Consider the following 13,974-nt stretch of genomic DNA (forward strand, 5'->3'; position numbering starts at 1 on the left):
GTCATGCGTCGATCTGGATCTCTGCAGCGTGGCGCTCAATCCAGGTGGCGAAGGGCGTCAGCACGATGCCGCGATCGCCCAGTGCTTGAGTGAGCGCCGGGATATCTGCGCGATAGCCCACTTCGTTCGTCCACTCCTGGGAACGCACCCACCCGGCGAACAACCCGGCCTCGACCGCCTGCCCAGGGCTCACGGACTGGGCTGACACAGGTTTGCCCAGCGCCTGTGACAGTGCGTCTGCCACCTCTTCCATGGTGAGTGCTTCAACCGCCAGGTCGATGTTTTTACCCGAAAAATGCTGCGGATCCTTGAAGGCGGCGTGAGCAAGCCTGCCGACGTCGTCAGCTGCGACAAGCTGCATACGTGTCGCGGGGCCCAGGGCCGTGATGATCTGACCTTGCTGTAAGTGCGGGAACATGTAGCGGGCTTTGGGCTGAGCGAAGTTGTCCATCATGAAAGCTGGCTTCAATACCGTCCAATGGTTGAAGCCGGCGCTGCGTACGGCCTCTTCTACGTCCCATTTGTCGGTCCAGTACTTTTGCCACCAGTAATCATTGCCCCAGCGTGGAAATGCGGTGTGCTTGCCCGCTTCGCAGACCGAAGTGTGAACGAAATGGGTCACTCCAGCGGCTTTGGCAGCTTCAATCAATGCAAATCCATGACGGCGCTCTGCATCTGTTCCGGCAGCATCGGGTATCTGGACCGAAAATACGCCCGATGCACCTGCGACGGCGCTCGCTAACGAGGCTGCATCCTCCATGTCACCCGCCACGGCTTCAGCGCCAGCGGCGACCAGGGCTACAGCCGCTGGCGAGTCAGGATTGCGCGTCAGAAAGCGCACGCGAAAATGCTCTGCGAGCAGCGCTCGGGCAGTGGCGCCGCCTTGTGCACCTGTGGCCCCGGTAACGAGGATCAGGGGTTTGATCGCTGACATTGATAACTCCTTAGGTGATGAACAAAAGGCTGCTTCAGTCGGCCGCGACTGCAAGTTGTCTGGCCAACTCGACCAGCTGACGGCCCTCGGCCATGAGTCTTTCTTCTGGCCACTCTGCAGCAAGGCCCGATGCGGAAAGCGCGTAGACAGTGCCACTGCGCAATGAGCGGATGGGTACTGCCACCGCATTGAGGTGCTCGTGGATCACGCCAATGCTGGTGATGAACCCATGCTGCGCATACTGCGTACACGCCTGGTCGAGCAGGGCGCGCACGCTGGGCATTGCATTAGGGTCATGATGCTCAAGGGCCTCAAGGACTTCGTTGCGCTCATTCGTGTCGTAAGCGGCGAAGCAAGCCCAGCCGGTCGGCGCGGTGGCGAAAGGGCGCCGGGCGCCCACGGGGTCGTTCATGTACACGAAGTCACCATGTGTGCGCTGTATGTACAGCATCGACAGGCCGTCGCGAACGGCCAGCGACATACCCACACGCAGGCTGTCGGTGAGCGCCTGCATATGCGGCAGGGCAATTTTCGGCAGCGACTGCCGCACTAGGGCTGCATAGCCCAAAGCCAGCGCAGGCAAACCGAGCGCCATGCGGTTGTTTTCGCCTGCGCAAACGATGAAGCCCTCTTTGCTGAGGGTATGGCAGAGCCGCCAAATCGTAGGCTGCGGGAGGCCAGTCATGCGCACGATTTCCTGGGGTGTCAGCTCGGGCTTTTCATGGCTGAAGCATCGCAATATCTGAAGCCCGCGGGCCAAGGCGGTGACGTATTGGCGATCTTTCTCGCCCTCGGGTGCTGGGTTTTTCGAAGTTTCTGAACTCATTAACTTGCGCTCGACTGAGATGATCGGAGTATAGTCAAAATTCACTAAGTGGATACAGAATTTGCACAGCGAATAAAAATAGAAGGGAACACAATGACCGTATCTTCCTTGTTTGACCTGCGCGGCAAAGTGGCAATCATCACCGGTTCCAGCCGCGGCTTGGGGCTGGCCAGTGCCAAAGGTATGGCAGAGCATGGCGCCCGGGTAGTGATCTCCGGCCGCAAAGCCGAAGCCTGTGAAACAGCTGCGGCCGAGATTCGGGCGGCGGGCGGTGAAGCGATCGCGGTGCCTTGTAACATCGGCAGCAAGGAAGAGTTACAGCATTTGGTCGACACTGCCATGGCCCAGTGGGGGCGCGTGGATATTGTCATGGCCAATGCCGCGATCCACCCTTGGATTGGCTCGGTGCTGGACTTGCCGGAGGCAACCTTCAACAAATTCATGCAAGTAAACGTGCAGAGCAGTATCTGGCTGGCGCAAATGACCATGCCAGGCATGCTGGAGCGCGGCTACGGGCGTTTCATCGTGGTGGCCTCCGTTGTCGGCCTTTTAGGCGACCCGGTGACCGGCACTTATGGCTTGACCAAGGCAGCGGATATGCAGCTGGTGCGCAACATGGCCAATGAGTTCGCCAGCAAAGGCGTCACTGCCAACTGCATTGCCCCAGGTACCTTCAAGACAGAGATGGCGCGGTCGCAGTGGGAAGACGATGCGATGGTGCAATGGTACCGCGGGCGCAATCCGTCCCAGCGCTTTGGCGAGGTAGAAGAACTGGCGGGCCTGGCCGTATTGCTGGCATCCCCCTCGGGTGGCTACATCAATGGCCAGACGATTGCGGTCGACGGCGGCCATACGATTTCCTTCCGCTGAGCGAGGCTACCCATGAATTTTAAACCCAACGCAAGCAGCGAAGCTTTCCGAGAGGAGGTCCGCACCTTCTTGCGTGAGTACCTGCCTGCCGACATGGCGTGGCGTGGCCAGCAAGGCTACTTGCCGGGCGATGATGACTCGCTGAAGTGGACAAGAATCCTGCATGAGGCCCGCGGTTGGTCGGTGCCTTTCTGGCCGAAGGAGCACGGCGGCACCGACTGGACTGCAGAACAGCGGTACATCTTTGAAGAGGAATGCTACCTGGCCGGTGCGCCATCGCCCAACCAACAAGGCGTGACACTGGTTGGCCCGGTGATCTGCGAGTTTGGCAGTGACGAGCAGAAGCGCCGGTTCCTGCCGGCAATACAAAAAGGTGAAGTGTATTGGGTGCAAGGGTTTTCAGAGCCTGAGGCGGGGTCGGACCTTGCTTCGTTGCGCACCACTGCAGTTCGCGACGGCGACCATTACATCGTCAATGGTCAGAAGATCTGGACCAGTAACGCAATTTGGGGGCAGTGGTGTTTCCTGCTCGTGCGCACCGACACTGAAGCCAAGCCGCAAAAAGGCATCTCCTTTTTGCTCGTAGACCTTGCCACGCCAGGGGTGACGGTGCGGCCGATCACCAGCCTGGACGGCTGCAACCACTTGGCCGAGGTGTTCTACGACAACGTTCGGGTGCCTGTAGAGAATCTGGTGGGCGAGGAAAACAAAGGGTGGGGCTACACCAAATTCCTGCTGTTCAACGAGCGCGCGTTTCTCGGTGCCGAAGCGCCGGCGCTCAAGCGATACCTGGCCAAGATTCGCCGCTATGCCTCGCAAGAGCGAGCCCGTACGCTGCCGCTGATTCAGGACCCCACGTTCGCCAACCGCTTGGCCGAATACGAGCTGGAAGTAATGGCGATTGATATGGCTGTCAAACGGGTGTTGCACCTGGGGGTTAGTGAGCAGACCGGAGGCATGGCGATCGGCTCGATGCTGAAGGTACGCGGGTCCGAGCTGCACCAGAAACTGACCGAGATGCTGGTAGAAGTGCTGGGTGACTATGGGGCTGTCTACTACCCAGATCCGAATGAGGACCGCGCGCTGCGCGATCAGCGATTCACGGGCCCAGCGTTCGCGCCGGGCATGGCGGCTGAACTGTTCTATCGCCGGGCTTGTTCCATCTATGGTGGGGCTGCCGAAATACAGCGCAACATCATCGCCAAGGCAATGTTCAATCTTTGAGGGGAGTGGCATGGATTTCAATCTGAGCGATGAGCAGCGCATGCTCCAGGAAAACGCCAGGCGCTTCATGGAGAAGGATTACGCTTTCAGCAGGCGCAAGGCCATTGCCACCAGCGGCGGTTTCGAACCGCAGGTCTGGCGGGAGTTTGCCGAAATGGGCTGGTTGGCCGCAGGCATCCCCGAAGCGTTTGGCGGTATAGGCTTCGGCCCCGTGGAAACGGCAATCCTTGCGGAAGAGATGGGGCGGGGTTTGCTGCTCGAACCGTACTTGCACGGGTGCCTTCTGCCCGCAGCGGTGCTGCAGCATTGCGCTGATGAGGCGCAGCAAGCCGAACTACTGCCCGTGATCGGGTCGGGCGAAGCGCTGATGGCAGTGGCTTGCAGCGAACCTGAATCCCGAGGGGACGTGGCGTGGGTAACAACGACAGCGCAGCGACGGGGTGACGGCTACGACCTGAATGGCCACAAGAGTGCGGTGGTTTGTGCCGCGCAAAGCGATCGGTTGATCGTGGTCGCTCGTACTGCCGGGGAGCCTGCGAGCCTTGATGGCCTGTCACTTTTTCTCCTGGACCGAGATACGCCTGGCATGTCAGTGGAAACGGTACGCCTTCTTGACGGCACACCGGCTGCGGATTTGATCCTCGACAATGCAGTAGTCCCTGCTGATGCCCTGCTGGGTAGGGAAGGCCACGCTTATGTCGGATTGCAACGGGCTATTGATGAGCTGATCGTGCACCAGTGTGCAGAAATCGTAGGTGGGATGGAGGATGTGCTTGCGCTATGCGCCGACTACCTCAAGACCCGAAAGCAGTTTGGGGTGCCGATTGGCAGCTTCCAGGCGCTTCAGCACCGTATGGCTGACATGGCTATCGAAACCATGCAGGCGCGCGCTAGCCTGCATCGGGGCCTGGCTATATTGGCTGGCGATGCCCCAGTGCACGAGCGCAGCGCCCAGATCTCGGGTTGCAAGGCACAGGTCATGCGCAGCGCAAAATTCGTCACCGCGCAGGGTATACAGCTGCATGGCGGCTACGGATTGACGGAGGAGTTCAGGGTTGGTCATCACTACCGCCGCCTTGTGCTGAGCAATGCGTGGTGGGGCGGGTTGGAGTATCACCTGGCGCGCTACGCGCGCTCAATGCAGGGTATGGGTGCTGCTGCATAGTAAGGGCGCAATCGGGGCCTGCCGGTATGCCGGCGGCCCCTTGGCAAGTGCACGAGCGAATCAGTGCTTCAGCTGGCCCGATGCCTCAGCGGCGGTTTCCAGTAGCAATGGCCGCAAATCATTGAGCTTATGCTGCATCCGTTCAGCAGGCGCTGCGATCACCAACGCTGCGGCGACGGTGCCATCCGTGTCAAAGACGGGGGCGGCAATACCGGCTGCGCCCTCGCTGAGCTCACTGATACTGATGGAGATGCCGCTCTCGCGGATTTCCTTGAGCTGTTTCTTGAGTGTGCTGCGATCCGTGACGGTTCTCCAGGTCATCGCCTTGAGCTTGGCAGTGCGCAGGTAACGCTCTTGCGTTTTTTCGTCTTGGTAAGCCAGGAGCAATCGGCCAGGTGCCGTGCAATGCAATGGCCGAGGTGCGCCCAATGGCGATACGTAACGCACAGGGTTCTGCGAATCGATGCCATCGATATGGGTGACCATCTGGGTCTCCATGTCAATGACCGACAGGTAGATGCTTTCGCCAGTCTTACTTGCGAGGTCGTGCAGGTACGGACGCATCATCTTGGAGAAATTCCGAGTGGCCAAGATATTGCCGGCCAGCCGATAGATGAACGGCCCAAGGTGATAGCGGCTGGTTGTGTGGTTAAGGTAACCCTCGGCGACCAGCGGCCGCAGCAACGTCAGCAAGCTGCTCTTGGGAGATTCCAGGGTGCTGCTGAGCTCTGCCAGGGACATCCCGTCCGGGGATTTAGCGAGGACCTCAAAAAGACCAAGAATCCGAGTGACCGATCGAGGGCCCAGCGAAGCTGGCGTTTCAGTGGCGTCCACTTCATCTTCCCTTTTTTTCATGAATTGACCCTTGTGGGTGAAATTGTTGATGCAGCGGGCACTCAGCGGCGCCTTGCAAGTCACGTGCAGTATATCAAATACCGTTCAGTTGTGACCCTCCATTTAGATTAGTGCCGATTTCGCCCTGCGCACCGCTATTTGTCTCGCTTTCAGCATACCGTGTGAGCGGCAAGCCATAACTCAAAGGTACTTAGTAACCTACCTAATGTTTGCGTATGCGAACAACGTTCATTATTATGATTTGCAGCTGAGCTGTTGCGAGCTATCAGCAATGCATGGCCCTGTGCGCTTTTGCAGCGCGCGTACAACGTTATGGAGCAAATCATATGGCGGTAATGGTCGAAGGTAAGGTCGTTCTGGTGACTGGCGCCGGCGGTGGTATCGGGCGTGATATTGCCCTGCTGATGGCGCAGCATGGGGCCAAGGTCGTGGTCAATGATGTCGGCGCTTCTGTGTCGGGCGAGGGCGCAGATGTGGGCCCGGCACAGCGGGTGGTGGACGAGATCATTGCTGCCGGTGGCGAGGCCATGGCCAATACGGACAGTGTCTCGGACCAGGCGGGCGCTGCGCGCATGGTTGAGCAGACGGTGCAACGATTCGGCAGGATCGATTGCGTGGTCAATAATGCGGGCATTCTACGTGACCGGTTCTTCCACAAAATGAGTGCTGAAGAGTTCGATGCGGTGCTCAAGGTTCATTTGTACGGGTCATTCTACGTCAGCCGCGCTGCGGCTAACTATTTCAAGGAGCAGGAGGCGGGCTGCTTCCTTCACATGACCTCTACCTCAGGGCTCATCGGCAACCTTGGCCAGGCCAATTACAATGCTGCCAAGCTGGGCATCATGGCCTTGTCCAAATCCATTGCGCTGGACATGGAGCGTTTCAATGTGCGTTCGAACTGTGTCGCGCCCTTTGCCTTCAGTCGCATGATTGGTGCCATCCCCACCGACACCCCAGAGCAGCAGGCGCGGGTCGAGAAAATCAAGCAGATGACACCCGCCAAGATCGCCCCTATCTGCGTCTACCTGGCCAGCGATCAAGCCCAGGCTGTCAATGCGCAGGTGTTTGCCGTGCGCAACAATGAAATCTTCCTGATGAGTCAGCCTCGGCCGATCCGCTCGGTCCAGCGGTCCGAGGGCTGGACGCCTGAATCCTTGGCCGAGCACGGCATGCCCGCCCTCAAGGGCTCGTTCGTACCGGTCGAGCGCTCGGGTGATGTGTTCTCCTGGGACCCTGTTTGAGCCCAGCGTCATGACACTGGCAAGGTCGCTTCGCCTATATTGATGATGCGCCCGGATAGGGGCAGCAAGATGAGGACACCAATGAATCTTTCAAGCTACGAGGCGCTCAAGCTAGAGCGCAATAACGGCATCCTGACGATCACCCTGAATCGGCCGGATACGCTCAATGCCATTGATGATGATATGGATAAAGAGCTGTCGAGGGTGTTTATCGAGGCGGGTCATGATGCCGATACCCGGGTAATCGTTCTGACGGGCGCCGGGCGTGCGTTCAGTGCCGGCGGTGATATCGAAGAAATGCAGAAGGTCATCGACGAGCCTCAGCGCTTTTTCGATAGTATGCGCCGGGGCAAGCAGATCGTTTTTTCAATGCTCGATTGCCAGAAGCCCATCATCGCCAAGATCAATGGCCATGCCATTGGCCTGGGCGCGACCCTGGCGTTGTACTGCGATATCAGCTACGCGGCGTTGCCGGCCAAGATTGGTGACCCACATGTCGCTGTTGGCTTCGTTGCGGGCGACGGTGGGGCAGCGATCTGGCCTCAATTGGTCGGGTTTGCCAAAGCAAAAGAGTACTTGCTCACCGGTGATGCGTTAACCGCCGAGCTTGCCGAAAAAATCGGCCTGATCAATTACGCAGTCGCCCCCGAGGCGCTGGATGATCGGGTTCAGGAAATGGCTACGCGGCTTGCCAACGGCGCAGCTTACGCCATCCAGTGGACCAAGGCGTCCATGAACATTGTGCTCAAGCAAGCGGTGACATCCGTCATCGACGCGTCGCTGGCCTATGAGGCATTGTCGAATTTGACTGAAGATCACCAGGAAGCGGTGAACGCATTCCGTGAAAAGCGCAAGCCAGTCTTCAAAGGGCGGTGAGCGCTGTCAGGCGAATGGGTTTCAAGACAACGGGCCGCATGCGGCCCTTTGCTCAGTGTGGGAACAGTGTAATTTCCTGTTCCCACGTTACAGCTAGTAGCGTTCGAAGATTGCAGCCAACCCTTGGCCGCCGCCGATGCACATGGTTTCCAGACCGTAGCGTCCTTGGCGTCGCTGCAGCTCATGCAGCAATGTGGTCAACATGCGCACGCCCGTAGCACCAATGGGGTGGCCCAGTGAGATGCCCGAGCCATTCACGTTCAGCCGTTCGGTGTCATGCCATTGCCACCCCTTCAGAACCGCCAGCACCTGGCAGGCGAACGCCTCATTCAACTCCACCAGGTCCATCTGCTCCAGGCTCAGGCCAGTCCTTGCCAGCAGCTTGTGCACGGCGGGCACCGGGCCTATGCCCATTTGCGAGGGCTCGCAACCCGCAGCTGCCCAGCCAACCAGAAAGCCCATGGGTTCCAGCCCCAATTCGGCGAGCTTGTCCTCGGCGACCACCAAGCAGGCCGCTGCCGCGTCGTTTTGCTGACTGGAGTTGCCTGCAGTCACGGTGCCGTCACGCACCAGTGTGCGCAATTTGCCCAGGCTTTCCAGGTTGGCATCGGCACGGATACCTTCATCGCGACTGAATAGAAGGGGTTCGCCCTTGCGTTGCGGCACACTGACCGGGACGACTTCGGCTTCGAACCGGCCTTCGGCCCAGGCTTGTGCTGCGCGACGGTGGCTTTCGATCGCGTAAGCATCGCTTGCCTCACGGCTGATGCCATAGCTGCGGGCAAGATTTTCTGCCGTTTCGATCATCCCGGAGATGAAGCCGAAGCGTTCTTCCGGTTGTGAGCGTTCACGTCCCCGCTCGAGGCGGTCGTGCAATTTTACCGTGCCAGCCCGTGAGCCCCAGCGCATATCGGTGCTGTAGTACTCGATATTGCTCATGCTCTCGACGCCACCCGCGACCACTACATCAGCGGCGCCGGTTTGTACCATCATGGCGGCACTCAAGACCGCCTGCAGGCCGCCACCGCAGCGCCGGTCCAACTGCATGCCCGGCACTTCCACCGGCAGGCCAGCCTGCAGGCCGATCCAGCGGCCCACGCAAGGGGTTTCGCTGTTGGCGTAGGACTGGGCGAAGACGATATCGTCGATACGCGCGGGGTCCAGGCCGCTTTTGTTCAAAACTGCGTTCACTACATGGGCGCCAAGTACCTCTACGGCAAGTGGCCGCAGGCTACCCCCGAAAGTACCGACGGGGGTTCGCAAGGGGGCGACAATTGCTGCACGTCTCATGGTGGGCTCCTGTTGCCAGCTAAAGGCTGGCGGCGTCTCGTTTCAGTTGTTCGCGATAATCGGGGTGGGCAATTTCAATCATGCAGCGGGCACGCTGGCTGAGGCTCAAGCCGCGCAGGTCGGCAACGCCGTACTCGGTAACGATCAACCCGGCGTCGCTGCGGGGGGTGCTGACTGGGCCACTGAGCCGGGAAACGATACGGCTGCGCGCTCCGGCAGTGGAGGGTAGGGCAATGACTGGCAGGCCGCCGCGGGACTGTCGTGCCCCGCGCAGGAAGTCGACAGCGCCACCGAGCGCGCCAATGTAGTTGTCACCCACGCTTTCAGCGTTGATTTGCCCGGTCAGGTCAACCTCGATTGCCGAGTTGATGGCCACCAGTTGATGTTGAGCCGCGAGGGTTTGCGCGCAATGGGTATAGGCGGTAGAGCGCATGCGGATGGACGGGTTGCCATGAGCAAAGCGGTGCAACGCCTCACTGCCCATCAGTACGCCAGCCACCGTGACCCCTTTGTCCAGGCGCTTACGGGAATTGGTAATCACGCCGCGTTGCATGAGCTCGGCTACGCCATCGCCGATAGTTCCCGAATGCACGCCTAGCTCGTGATGACCGTGCAGGGCCTGAAGTACGGCTTCCGGCATTGCACCAATACCCAGTTGGAGGGTGGAGCCGTGCTGGATGCGCTCGGCAACGCGCTGGGCGATGTCGCGCTCTACCGGGCCGGGCGCTATGGCTCGGCTTTGCAGTGGAGGACGGTTGGTGTGCACGATCAGGTCAAGTTCGTTGGCGTGCAGGTAGCGCTCGCCATACGTCCAGGGGCATGCCTGATTCACTTCCGCAATGACCAGCCTGGCCTTCTCCAAGGCAGGTAGAAGGTATTCGTGGGCAAGCCCAAGGCTGTACCGCCCCAATGCGTCCGCGGGAGCCAGTTGCAGCATCAGCACATCCACCTGCAAAAGGCCTTGGCGGATCAGGTTGGGAAACTCGGAATAGTGGCTTGGCAGAATCTGAAGGGCGCCTGCCTTGGCCAGCGCCCTGTTCTCGCCGCTGCCGCAATAGGAGAGGAACTCAATGCAGTCGGCATGCTCGGGGCGACAGGTGTCGCTGTCGGTTATCCCGAGGAAAACGCGAAAATTGCCGATACGCTGACGCTGTTGCATCAATGCGCGGGTCAACGCCAGGGGCTCGGCATTGGCCTGCCCCCACATCACGGTATCTCCGCGCTTCACAAGGCCGCTGAGGTCGGGTGAGTGTTCGCAAGTCAGCAATTCAGTCATGGTCATTTGTCTTGTGGGGGCGGGTCAGTTGGCCGAGACGCGTCATGGCATGGCGCGCATCATCGATGATGTCGTCAAAGATGGCCTCAACAGGCTTGATGGCGTCGGCGAATACCACAGCAGGGCCGTAGTCGAGCATGCCCAGGCGGCTGTCGCCGCTTCTATAGGCCTCGGTTGCAAGGGCGCCAACCACGTGCGGCCGGTACTGCTCGAAGTCGCTGGCCCCAGTGGCATCGAGCGCGGCAACGGCCTTGGCGCTTTCGTTGAGGAGCACCCGGTGATGGTCCCGCAGGCCGGTCTTGACCACGATGCTCTCGGTGCCGTCGCCGCCTACCACCTGGGCTTTATAGGCTTCATGGATTGCCAGTTCCTTGGCCACCAGCATGCGAGAACCCATGAGGATGGCGTCGGCACCCATGGCCAGGGTGGCCGCCAGCTGGCGGCCAGTGCCTATGCCCCCGGCAATCACGATCGGTACGCTGAGTTCAGCCGTGGCCTGTGCAGCCTGGACCATGCTGCTGATGCCATGAATGCCGGGGTGACCGCCGCAGTCGTTACCAACCACGATGACCGCATCAACGCCTAGCCGTGCGGCACTGCGCGCGTAACGTACGGCGGGTACTTTGTGCAGCACCTTGATGCCCGCGTCGCGCAGTGCCGGTAGCACTGCTTCGGGGCTGGCGCCAGCGGTTTCCACGCACTTCACGCCTTCTTCGATAAGCACCTGTATCTGCCGCTCAAGGCGTTGGGCTCCGCCAGCCTGGCGAGAGATATACAAGTTGACGCCAAAACCTTGGCCGCCTGTGAGCTGCCGACAGCGTAGCAATTGATCGCGAAACACCGCTGGGTCAGGGAAGCCGGCCGCGACCAGAAACCCCATGCCGCCCGCGTTGACCACCGCAGCTACATACTCGGCGTCTGCAAGTGCCGGGCCCAGGCCGCCACACAGAATCGGGTGACGAATGCCGAGAAGTTCTGTGATGCGGGTCGTGAACAATGACTCTCGCATTGCTGTTACCTCTGAAATGAAGCGTCCGGCGAGGCTGCCGTGGGCGGATTGAGCGCAAGCGCTGGGTGTGCTTCACGGCTCATGTAGAGGGTGCAGCGGCCGCTGGCCAACAGCGTGCCTGCGCTGTCCAGCACGCGTGCATGCGCCGTACACAGGCGCCCACCCAGATGCACCACGCAACCTTCGACGCGCAGCGCACCGGGTGTGCCTGCGCGATGAAAATCGGTTTGCAGGCTGACGGTGCTGACCCCGCGACCACTGACGCACATCGCCGCGTATCCGCAAGCGACATCGATGAGGCTGGAGATGACGCCTCCGTGCACCCGCTGCAATGCCTCGGTGCCAAGCATCTCTGGACGGCTCGGCAGGTGCAGTTCGATACCGTTCTTGCTGACCCGGTGAACACGAAGTTGCAACCAGGAGCTGAATGCATTGGCGTCGATGACCCGTTGCAGCTGCGTAGATGTCAGGGGGTGCTCTATAGCGTTCATGTGCCGCTGTGCCCTCGGCGCGCTTTCGGAAAAAGCTTGTAATGCAGTGACGAATTCAGATGAATTTATACTGAACGCCGTTCACATATCAATACGATTGTTCGCTTGATGGGCATTTTAAGGACGATCGCCAGGTAGGTTCCTAACGGGTTGCTCGCTGAAAAGGCTAAAGCCACGCGGCTTTGAAATTTTCCCATGCCTCCTTGCGTGCCGGAATTATCTGGTCTATTTATGGAACTCCATTCATAAATATGAATTTGCGACTGCCGTACCCTTCCAATAAAAAAGCCAAAATGGGTTATCAATGATGATGAAGGCGATGTCACCGGGGCGCTTGCAGCCCCATTTGCTGGGCGTAGCGATCGCGTGCATGACGGTAGGCCAGGCCCAGGCGTTCGAAGTTGACTTGGGTGATTCCGATTTCCGTCTCCGTTGGGATAACACGGTGCGTTACAACTGGGCCATGCGCTTGCAGGACCAGAGCCATTTGATCGACCGCGCAGGGGGTGGCGCTTACGACCAGAGCAACGCCGCGTTCGACAAATACGACACCATCAGCAACCGTCTTGACTTGCTCAGTGAGATAGACCTGAACTACCAGGGGCGTTACGGTGCCCGTCTGAGTGCAGCGGCCTGGTACGACGAGGCGTACGACGGCAAGAACCCAGCGACAGTCCCCGGTGGCACGAGCTACGTTGACAATCGATTTACCCCTATCGTAAAGCGGTATTACGCAGGCCCTTCCGGCGAGTTTCTTGACGCCTACGTTTATGGCCGCTTTGAGCCCGCAGGGCTCCCGACGGACCTGCGCCTTGGCCAGCATGCGGTAATCTGGGGCGAGGGGTTATTCGGCAGCACTAACGCAGTTTCGTACTCGCAAGCGCCGGCGGACCAGCGCAAAGCGACCGCCAACCCAGGTGCATCGGCCAAAGAAACGGCCTTGCCGATAGACCAGATATCGTTCATGACCCAGGCCAGCGACCAGATTGTCGTGGCAGGCCAGTACCTGTTCGAGTGGGACCCGAATCGTATCCCGGAAGGCGGCACTTACTTTGCGGGGAGCGATGCGATACTCGAAGGCCCCAACGTTGGCCGGGGCAAGGCTATCGAGGGCGACAAGGGGGACTACGGCCTGTCGGTGCGTTATCGACCGGACTGGTTTGATGGCACGCTGGGCCTGTACTACCGCCGTTTCGATGAAAAGTCTGCGTGGGTCTCCCAGCGTGACTTCGCCACTGGTCTGGTGCACGCCGTCTACGCCAAGGATATCAAGCTCTATGGCCTGAGCGTCAGCAGCAACATCGGGGGTACGTCGGTCGGCGCTGAGTTGTCCTATCGCGAGAACATGCCGCTCAACTCCAGTGGTGCCGCTGCTGACCAGGCTCATCGCCTGGAGGGCGCGCGCGGCTCTACGTGGCATGCCTTGGTCAATGCCGTGCAGACCTATGGTGATAGCGCGCTCTTCGATTCGGCCAGCCTTTCCGGTGAACTGGCCTGGGCCAAGCTGGACAAGGTCACTGACAACCGCAGCGCCTACCGCGCCAAGGGTTACAACGCCGGCTGCGGCAGCAACGCCAAGATGCTCGGTTGTTCCGATGATGAGTTTTACTCTGTCGCGGTGGCCTTTACCCCGACATGGGTCCAGGTGTTCCCCAGCATCGATCTCAAGCTGCCGATTTTTCTTTCTAGAAACCTCAGTGGCAACGCCCCTACCAATGGCGGTGGCAGCGAAGGGTTCACCACCGCCAAGGTGGGTATTTCTGCAGAAGCCTATTCACGCCATTTCGTAGACCTCGCCGTTACCTATTACGACCAGAAGAAAAGTGACTCGGACAACCTGATTCTTGGGGCGCCGTACCTGGACAAGGCGTGGGTGTCGTTGACCTACCAGACGACCTTCTGACCTGCCGATATTCA

At 59.7% G+C, this 13,974-nt stretch carries 13 protein-coding genes; 6 read left to right on the forward strand and 7 right to left on the reverse strand.

Annotation, left to right across the window (positions count from 1 at the left end; genetic code table 11):
• Window position 1: 1 nt before the first annotated feature.
• Window positions 2-934, reverse strand: coding sequence for an NmrA/HSCARG family protein (locus MRBLPB4O_RS11280; RefSeq protein WP_341798467.1), 933 nt, complete (start codon window positions 932-934; stop codon window positions 2-4).
• 34 nt (window positions 935-968) lie between these two features.
• Window positions 969-1,805: an IclR family transcriptional regulator gene (locus MRBLPB4O_RS11285; RefSeq protein ID WP_341798468.1), complete on the reverse strand. Its 837-nt coding sequence runs from the start codon at window positions 1,803-1,805 to the stop codon at window positions 969-971.
• Window positions 1,806-1,853: 48 nt separating this feature from the next.
• Here MRBLPB4O_RS11285 and MRBLPB4O_RS11290 point away from each other — a divergent pair, with 48 nt between their 5' ends.
• From MRBLPB4O_RS11290 to MRBLPB4O_RS11300, 3 genes are read left to right on the forward strand one after another with little or no spacing between them, the layout of a single operon-like run.
• Window positions 1,854-2,630, forward strand: coding sequence for a glucose 1-dehydrogenase (locus MRBLPB4O_RS11290; RefSeq protein WP_341798469.1), 777 nt, complete (start codon window positions 1,854-1,856; stop codon window positions 2,628-2,630).
• A gap of 12 nt (window positions 2,631-2,642) precedes the next feature.
• Window positions 2,643-3,854 (forward strand): acyl-CoA dehydrogenase family protein, encoded by a 1,212-nt coding sequence (locus MRBLPB4O_RS11295; protein WP_341798470.1) that lies wholly within the window; start codon window positions 2,643-2,645, stop codon window positions 3,852-3,854.
• A gap of 10 nt (window positions 3,855-3,864) precedes the next feature.
• Window positions 3,865-5,019 carry an acyl-CoA dehydrogenase gene (locus MRBLPB4O_RS11300; protein WP_341798471.1) on the forward strand — a complete coding sequence of 385 codons (1,155 nt, stop codon included), beginning with the start codon at window positions 3,865-3,867 and terminating at the stop codon, window positions 5,017-5,019.
• A gap of 60 nt (window positions 5,020-5,079) precedes the next feature.
• Here the strand turns inward: MRBLPB4O_RS11300 and MRBLPB4O_RS11305 are convergent, their stop codons facing one another.
• Complete coding sequence (locus MRBLPB4O_RS11305; RefSeq protein ID WP_341798472.1) at window positions 5,080-5,874, reverse strand: IclR family transcriptional regulator; 795 nt, start codon at window positions 5,872-5,874, stop codon at window positions 5,080-5,082.
• 326 nt (window positions 5,875-6,200) lie between these two features.
• On the opposite strand from MRBLPB4O_RS11305, the gene MRBLPB4O_RS11310 reads away from it, so the two are divergent.
• Together MRBLPB4O_RS11310 and MRBLPB4O_RS11315 are read left to right on the forward strand one after the other, a co-directional pair.
• The gene (locus MRBLPB4O_RS11310; protein ID WP_341798473.1) at window positions 6,201-7,115 is read left to right on the forward strand and encodes an SDR family oxidoreductase; all 915 of its coding nucleotides are present in this window, start codon (window positions 6,201-6,203) and stop codon (window positions 7,113-7,115) included.
• Between the two features lie 81 nt (window positions 7,116-7,196).
• The gene (locus MRBLPB4O_RS11315) at window positions 7,197-7,991 is read left to right on the forward strand and encodes an enoyl-CoA hydratase-related protein (protein WP_341798474.1); all 795 of its coding nucleotides are present in this window, start codon (window positions 7,197-7,199) and stop codon (window positions 7,989-7,991) included.
• A 93-nt stretch (window positions 7,992-8,084) separates the two neighbouring features.
• Here the strand turns inward: MRBLPB4O_RS11315 and MRBLPB4O_RS11320 are convergent, their stop codons facing one another.
• The 4 genes from MRBLPB4O_RS11320 to MRBLPB4O_RS11335 are packed head-to-tail and all read right to left on the reverse strand — an operon-like array spanning window position 8,085 to window position 12,057.
• Window positions 8,085-9,281, reverse strand: a complete 1,197-nt coding sequence (locus tag MRBLPB4O_RS11320) for an acetyl-CoA C-acetyltransferase (RefSeq protein WP_341798475.1) — start codon at window positions 9,279-9,281, stop codon at window positions 8,085-8,087.
• Between the two features lie 19 nt (window positions 9,282-9,300).
• Window positions 9,301-10,557 (reverse strand): acetyl-CoA hydrolase/transferase C-terminal domain-containing protein, encoded by a 1,257-nt coding sequence (locus tag MRBLPB4O_RS11325; protein WP_341798476.1) that lies wholly within the window; start codon window positions 10,555-10,557, stop codon window positions 9,301-9,303.
• Entirely contained in the window at window positions 10,550-11,566 is a 1,017-nt protein-coding gene (locus MRBLPB4O_RS11330; RefSeq protein ID WP_341798477.1) for a nitronate monooxygenase, read from the reverse strand. The genes MRBLPB4O_RS11325 and MRBLPB4O_RS11330 overlap by 8 nt, the downstream gene beginning before the upstream one ends.
• Window positions 11,567-11,571: 5 nt before the next feature.
• Window positions 11,572-12,057 (reverse strand): PaaI family thioesterase, encoded by a 486-nt coding sequence (locus tag MRBLPB4O_RS11335; protein ID WP_341798478.1) that lies wholly within the window; start codon window positions 12,055-12,057, stop codon window positions 11,572-11,574.
• Between the two features lie 319 nt (window positions 12,058-12,376).
• Between MRBLPB4O_RS11335 and MRBLPB4O_RS11340 the strand changes: the two genes are divergently transcribed.
• On the forward strand, window positions 12,377-13,960 hold the full coding sequence (locus tag MRBLPB4O_RS11340; protein ID WP_341798874.1) for a DUF1302 family protein: 1,584 nt from the start codon (window positions 12,377-12,379) through the stop codon (window positions 13,958-13,960).
• Window positions 13,961-13,974 lie beyond the last annotated feature (14 nt).

Origin of the sequence: Pseudomonas sp. LPB4.O (assembly GCF_038383825.1) — a bacterium.
GTDB lineage: Bacteria > Pseudomonadota > Gammaproteobacteria > Pseudomonadales > Pseudomonadaceae > Aquipseudomonas > Aquipseudomonas putida.

What these genes read in the sequence shown, in the direction of transcription:
- MRBLPB4O_RS11280 (WP_341798467.1), bottom strand. Translation starts at nt 934, where the DNA reads ATGTCAGCGATCAAACCCCTGATCCTCGTTACCGGGGCCACAGGTGCA.
- MRBLPB4O_RS11290 (WP_341798469.1), top strand. Translation starts at nt 1,854, where the DNA reads ATGACCGTATCTTCCTTGTTTGACCTGCGCGGCAAAGTGGCAATCATC.
- MRBLPB4O_RS11295 (WP_341798470.1), top strand. Translation starts at nt 2,643, where the DNA reads ATGAATTTTAAACCCAACGCAAGCAGCGAAGCTTTCCGAGAGGAGGTC.
- MRBLPB4O_RS11300 (WP_341798471.1), top strand. Translation starts at nt 3,865, where the DNA reads ATGGATTTCAATCTGAGCGATGAGCAGCGCATGCTCCAGGAAAACGCC.
- MRBLPB4O_RS11305 (WP_341798472.1), bottom strand. Translation starts at nt 5,874, where the DNA reads ATGAAAAAAAGGGAAGATGAAGTGGACGCCACTGAAACGCCAGCTTCG.
- MRBLPB4O_RS11310 (WP_341798473.1), top strand. Translation starts at nt 6,201, where the DNA reads ATGGCGGTAATGGTCGAAGGTAAGGTCGTTCTGGTGACTGGCGCCGGC.
- MRBLPB4O_RS11315 (WP_341798474.1), top strand. Translation starts at nt 7,197, where the DNA reads ATGAATCTTTCAAGCTACGAGGCGCTCAAGCTAGAGCGCAATAACGGC.
- MRBLPB4O_RS11320 (WP_341798475.1), bottom strand. Translation starts at nt 9,281, where the DNA reads ATGAGACGTGCAGCAATTGTCGCCCCCTTGCGAACCCCCGTCGGTACT.
- MRBLPB4O_RS11325 (WP_341798476.1), bottom strand. Translation starts at nt 10,557, where the DNA reads ATGACTGAATTGCTGACTTGCGAACACTCACCCGACCTCAGCGGCCTT.
- MRBLPB4O_RS11330 (WP_341798477.1), bottom strand. Translation starts at nt 11,566, where the DNA reads ATGCGAGAGTCATTGTTCACGACCCGCATCACAGAACTTCTCGGCATT.
- MRBLPB4O_RS11335 (WP_341798478.1), bottom strand. Translation starts at nt 12,057, where the DNA reads ATGAACGCTATAGAGCACCCCCTGACATCTACGCAGCTGCAACGGGTC.
- MRBLPB4O_RS11340 (WP_341798874.1), top strand. Translation starts at nt 12,377, where the DNA reads ATGTCACCGGGGCGCTTGCAGCCCCATTTGCTGGGCGTAGCGATCGCG.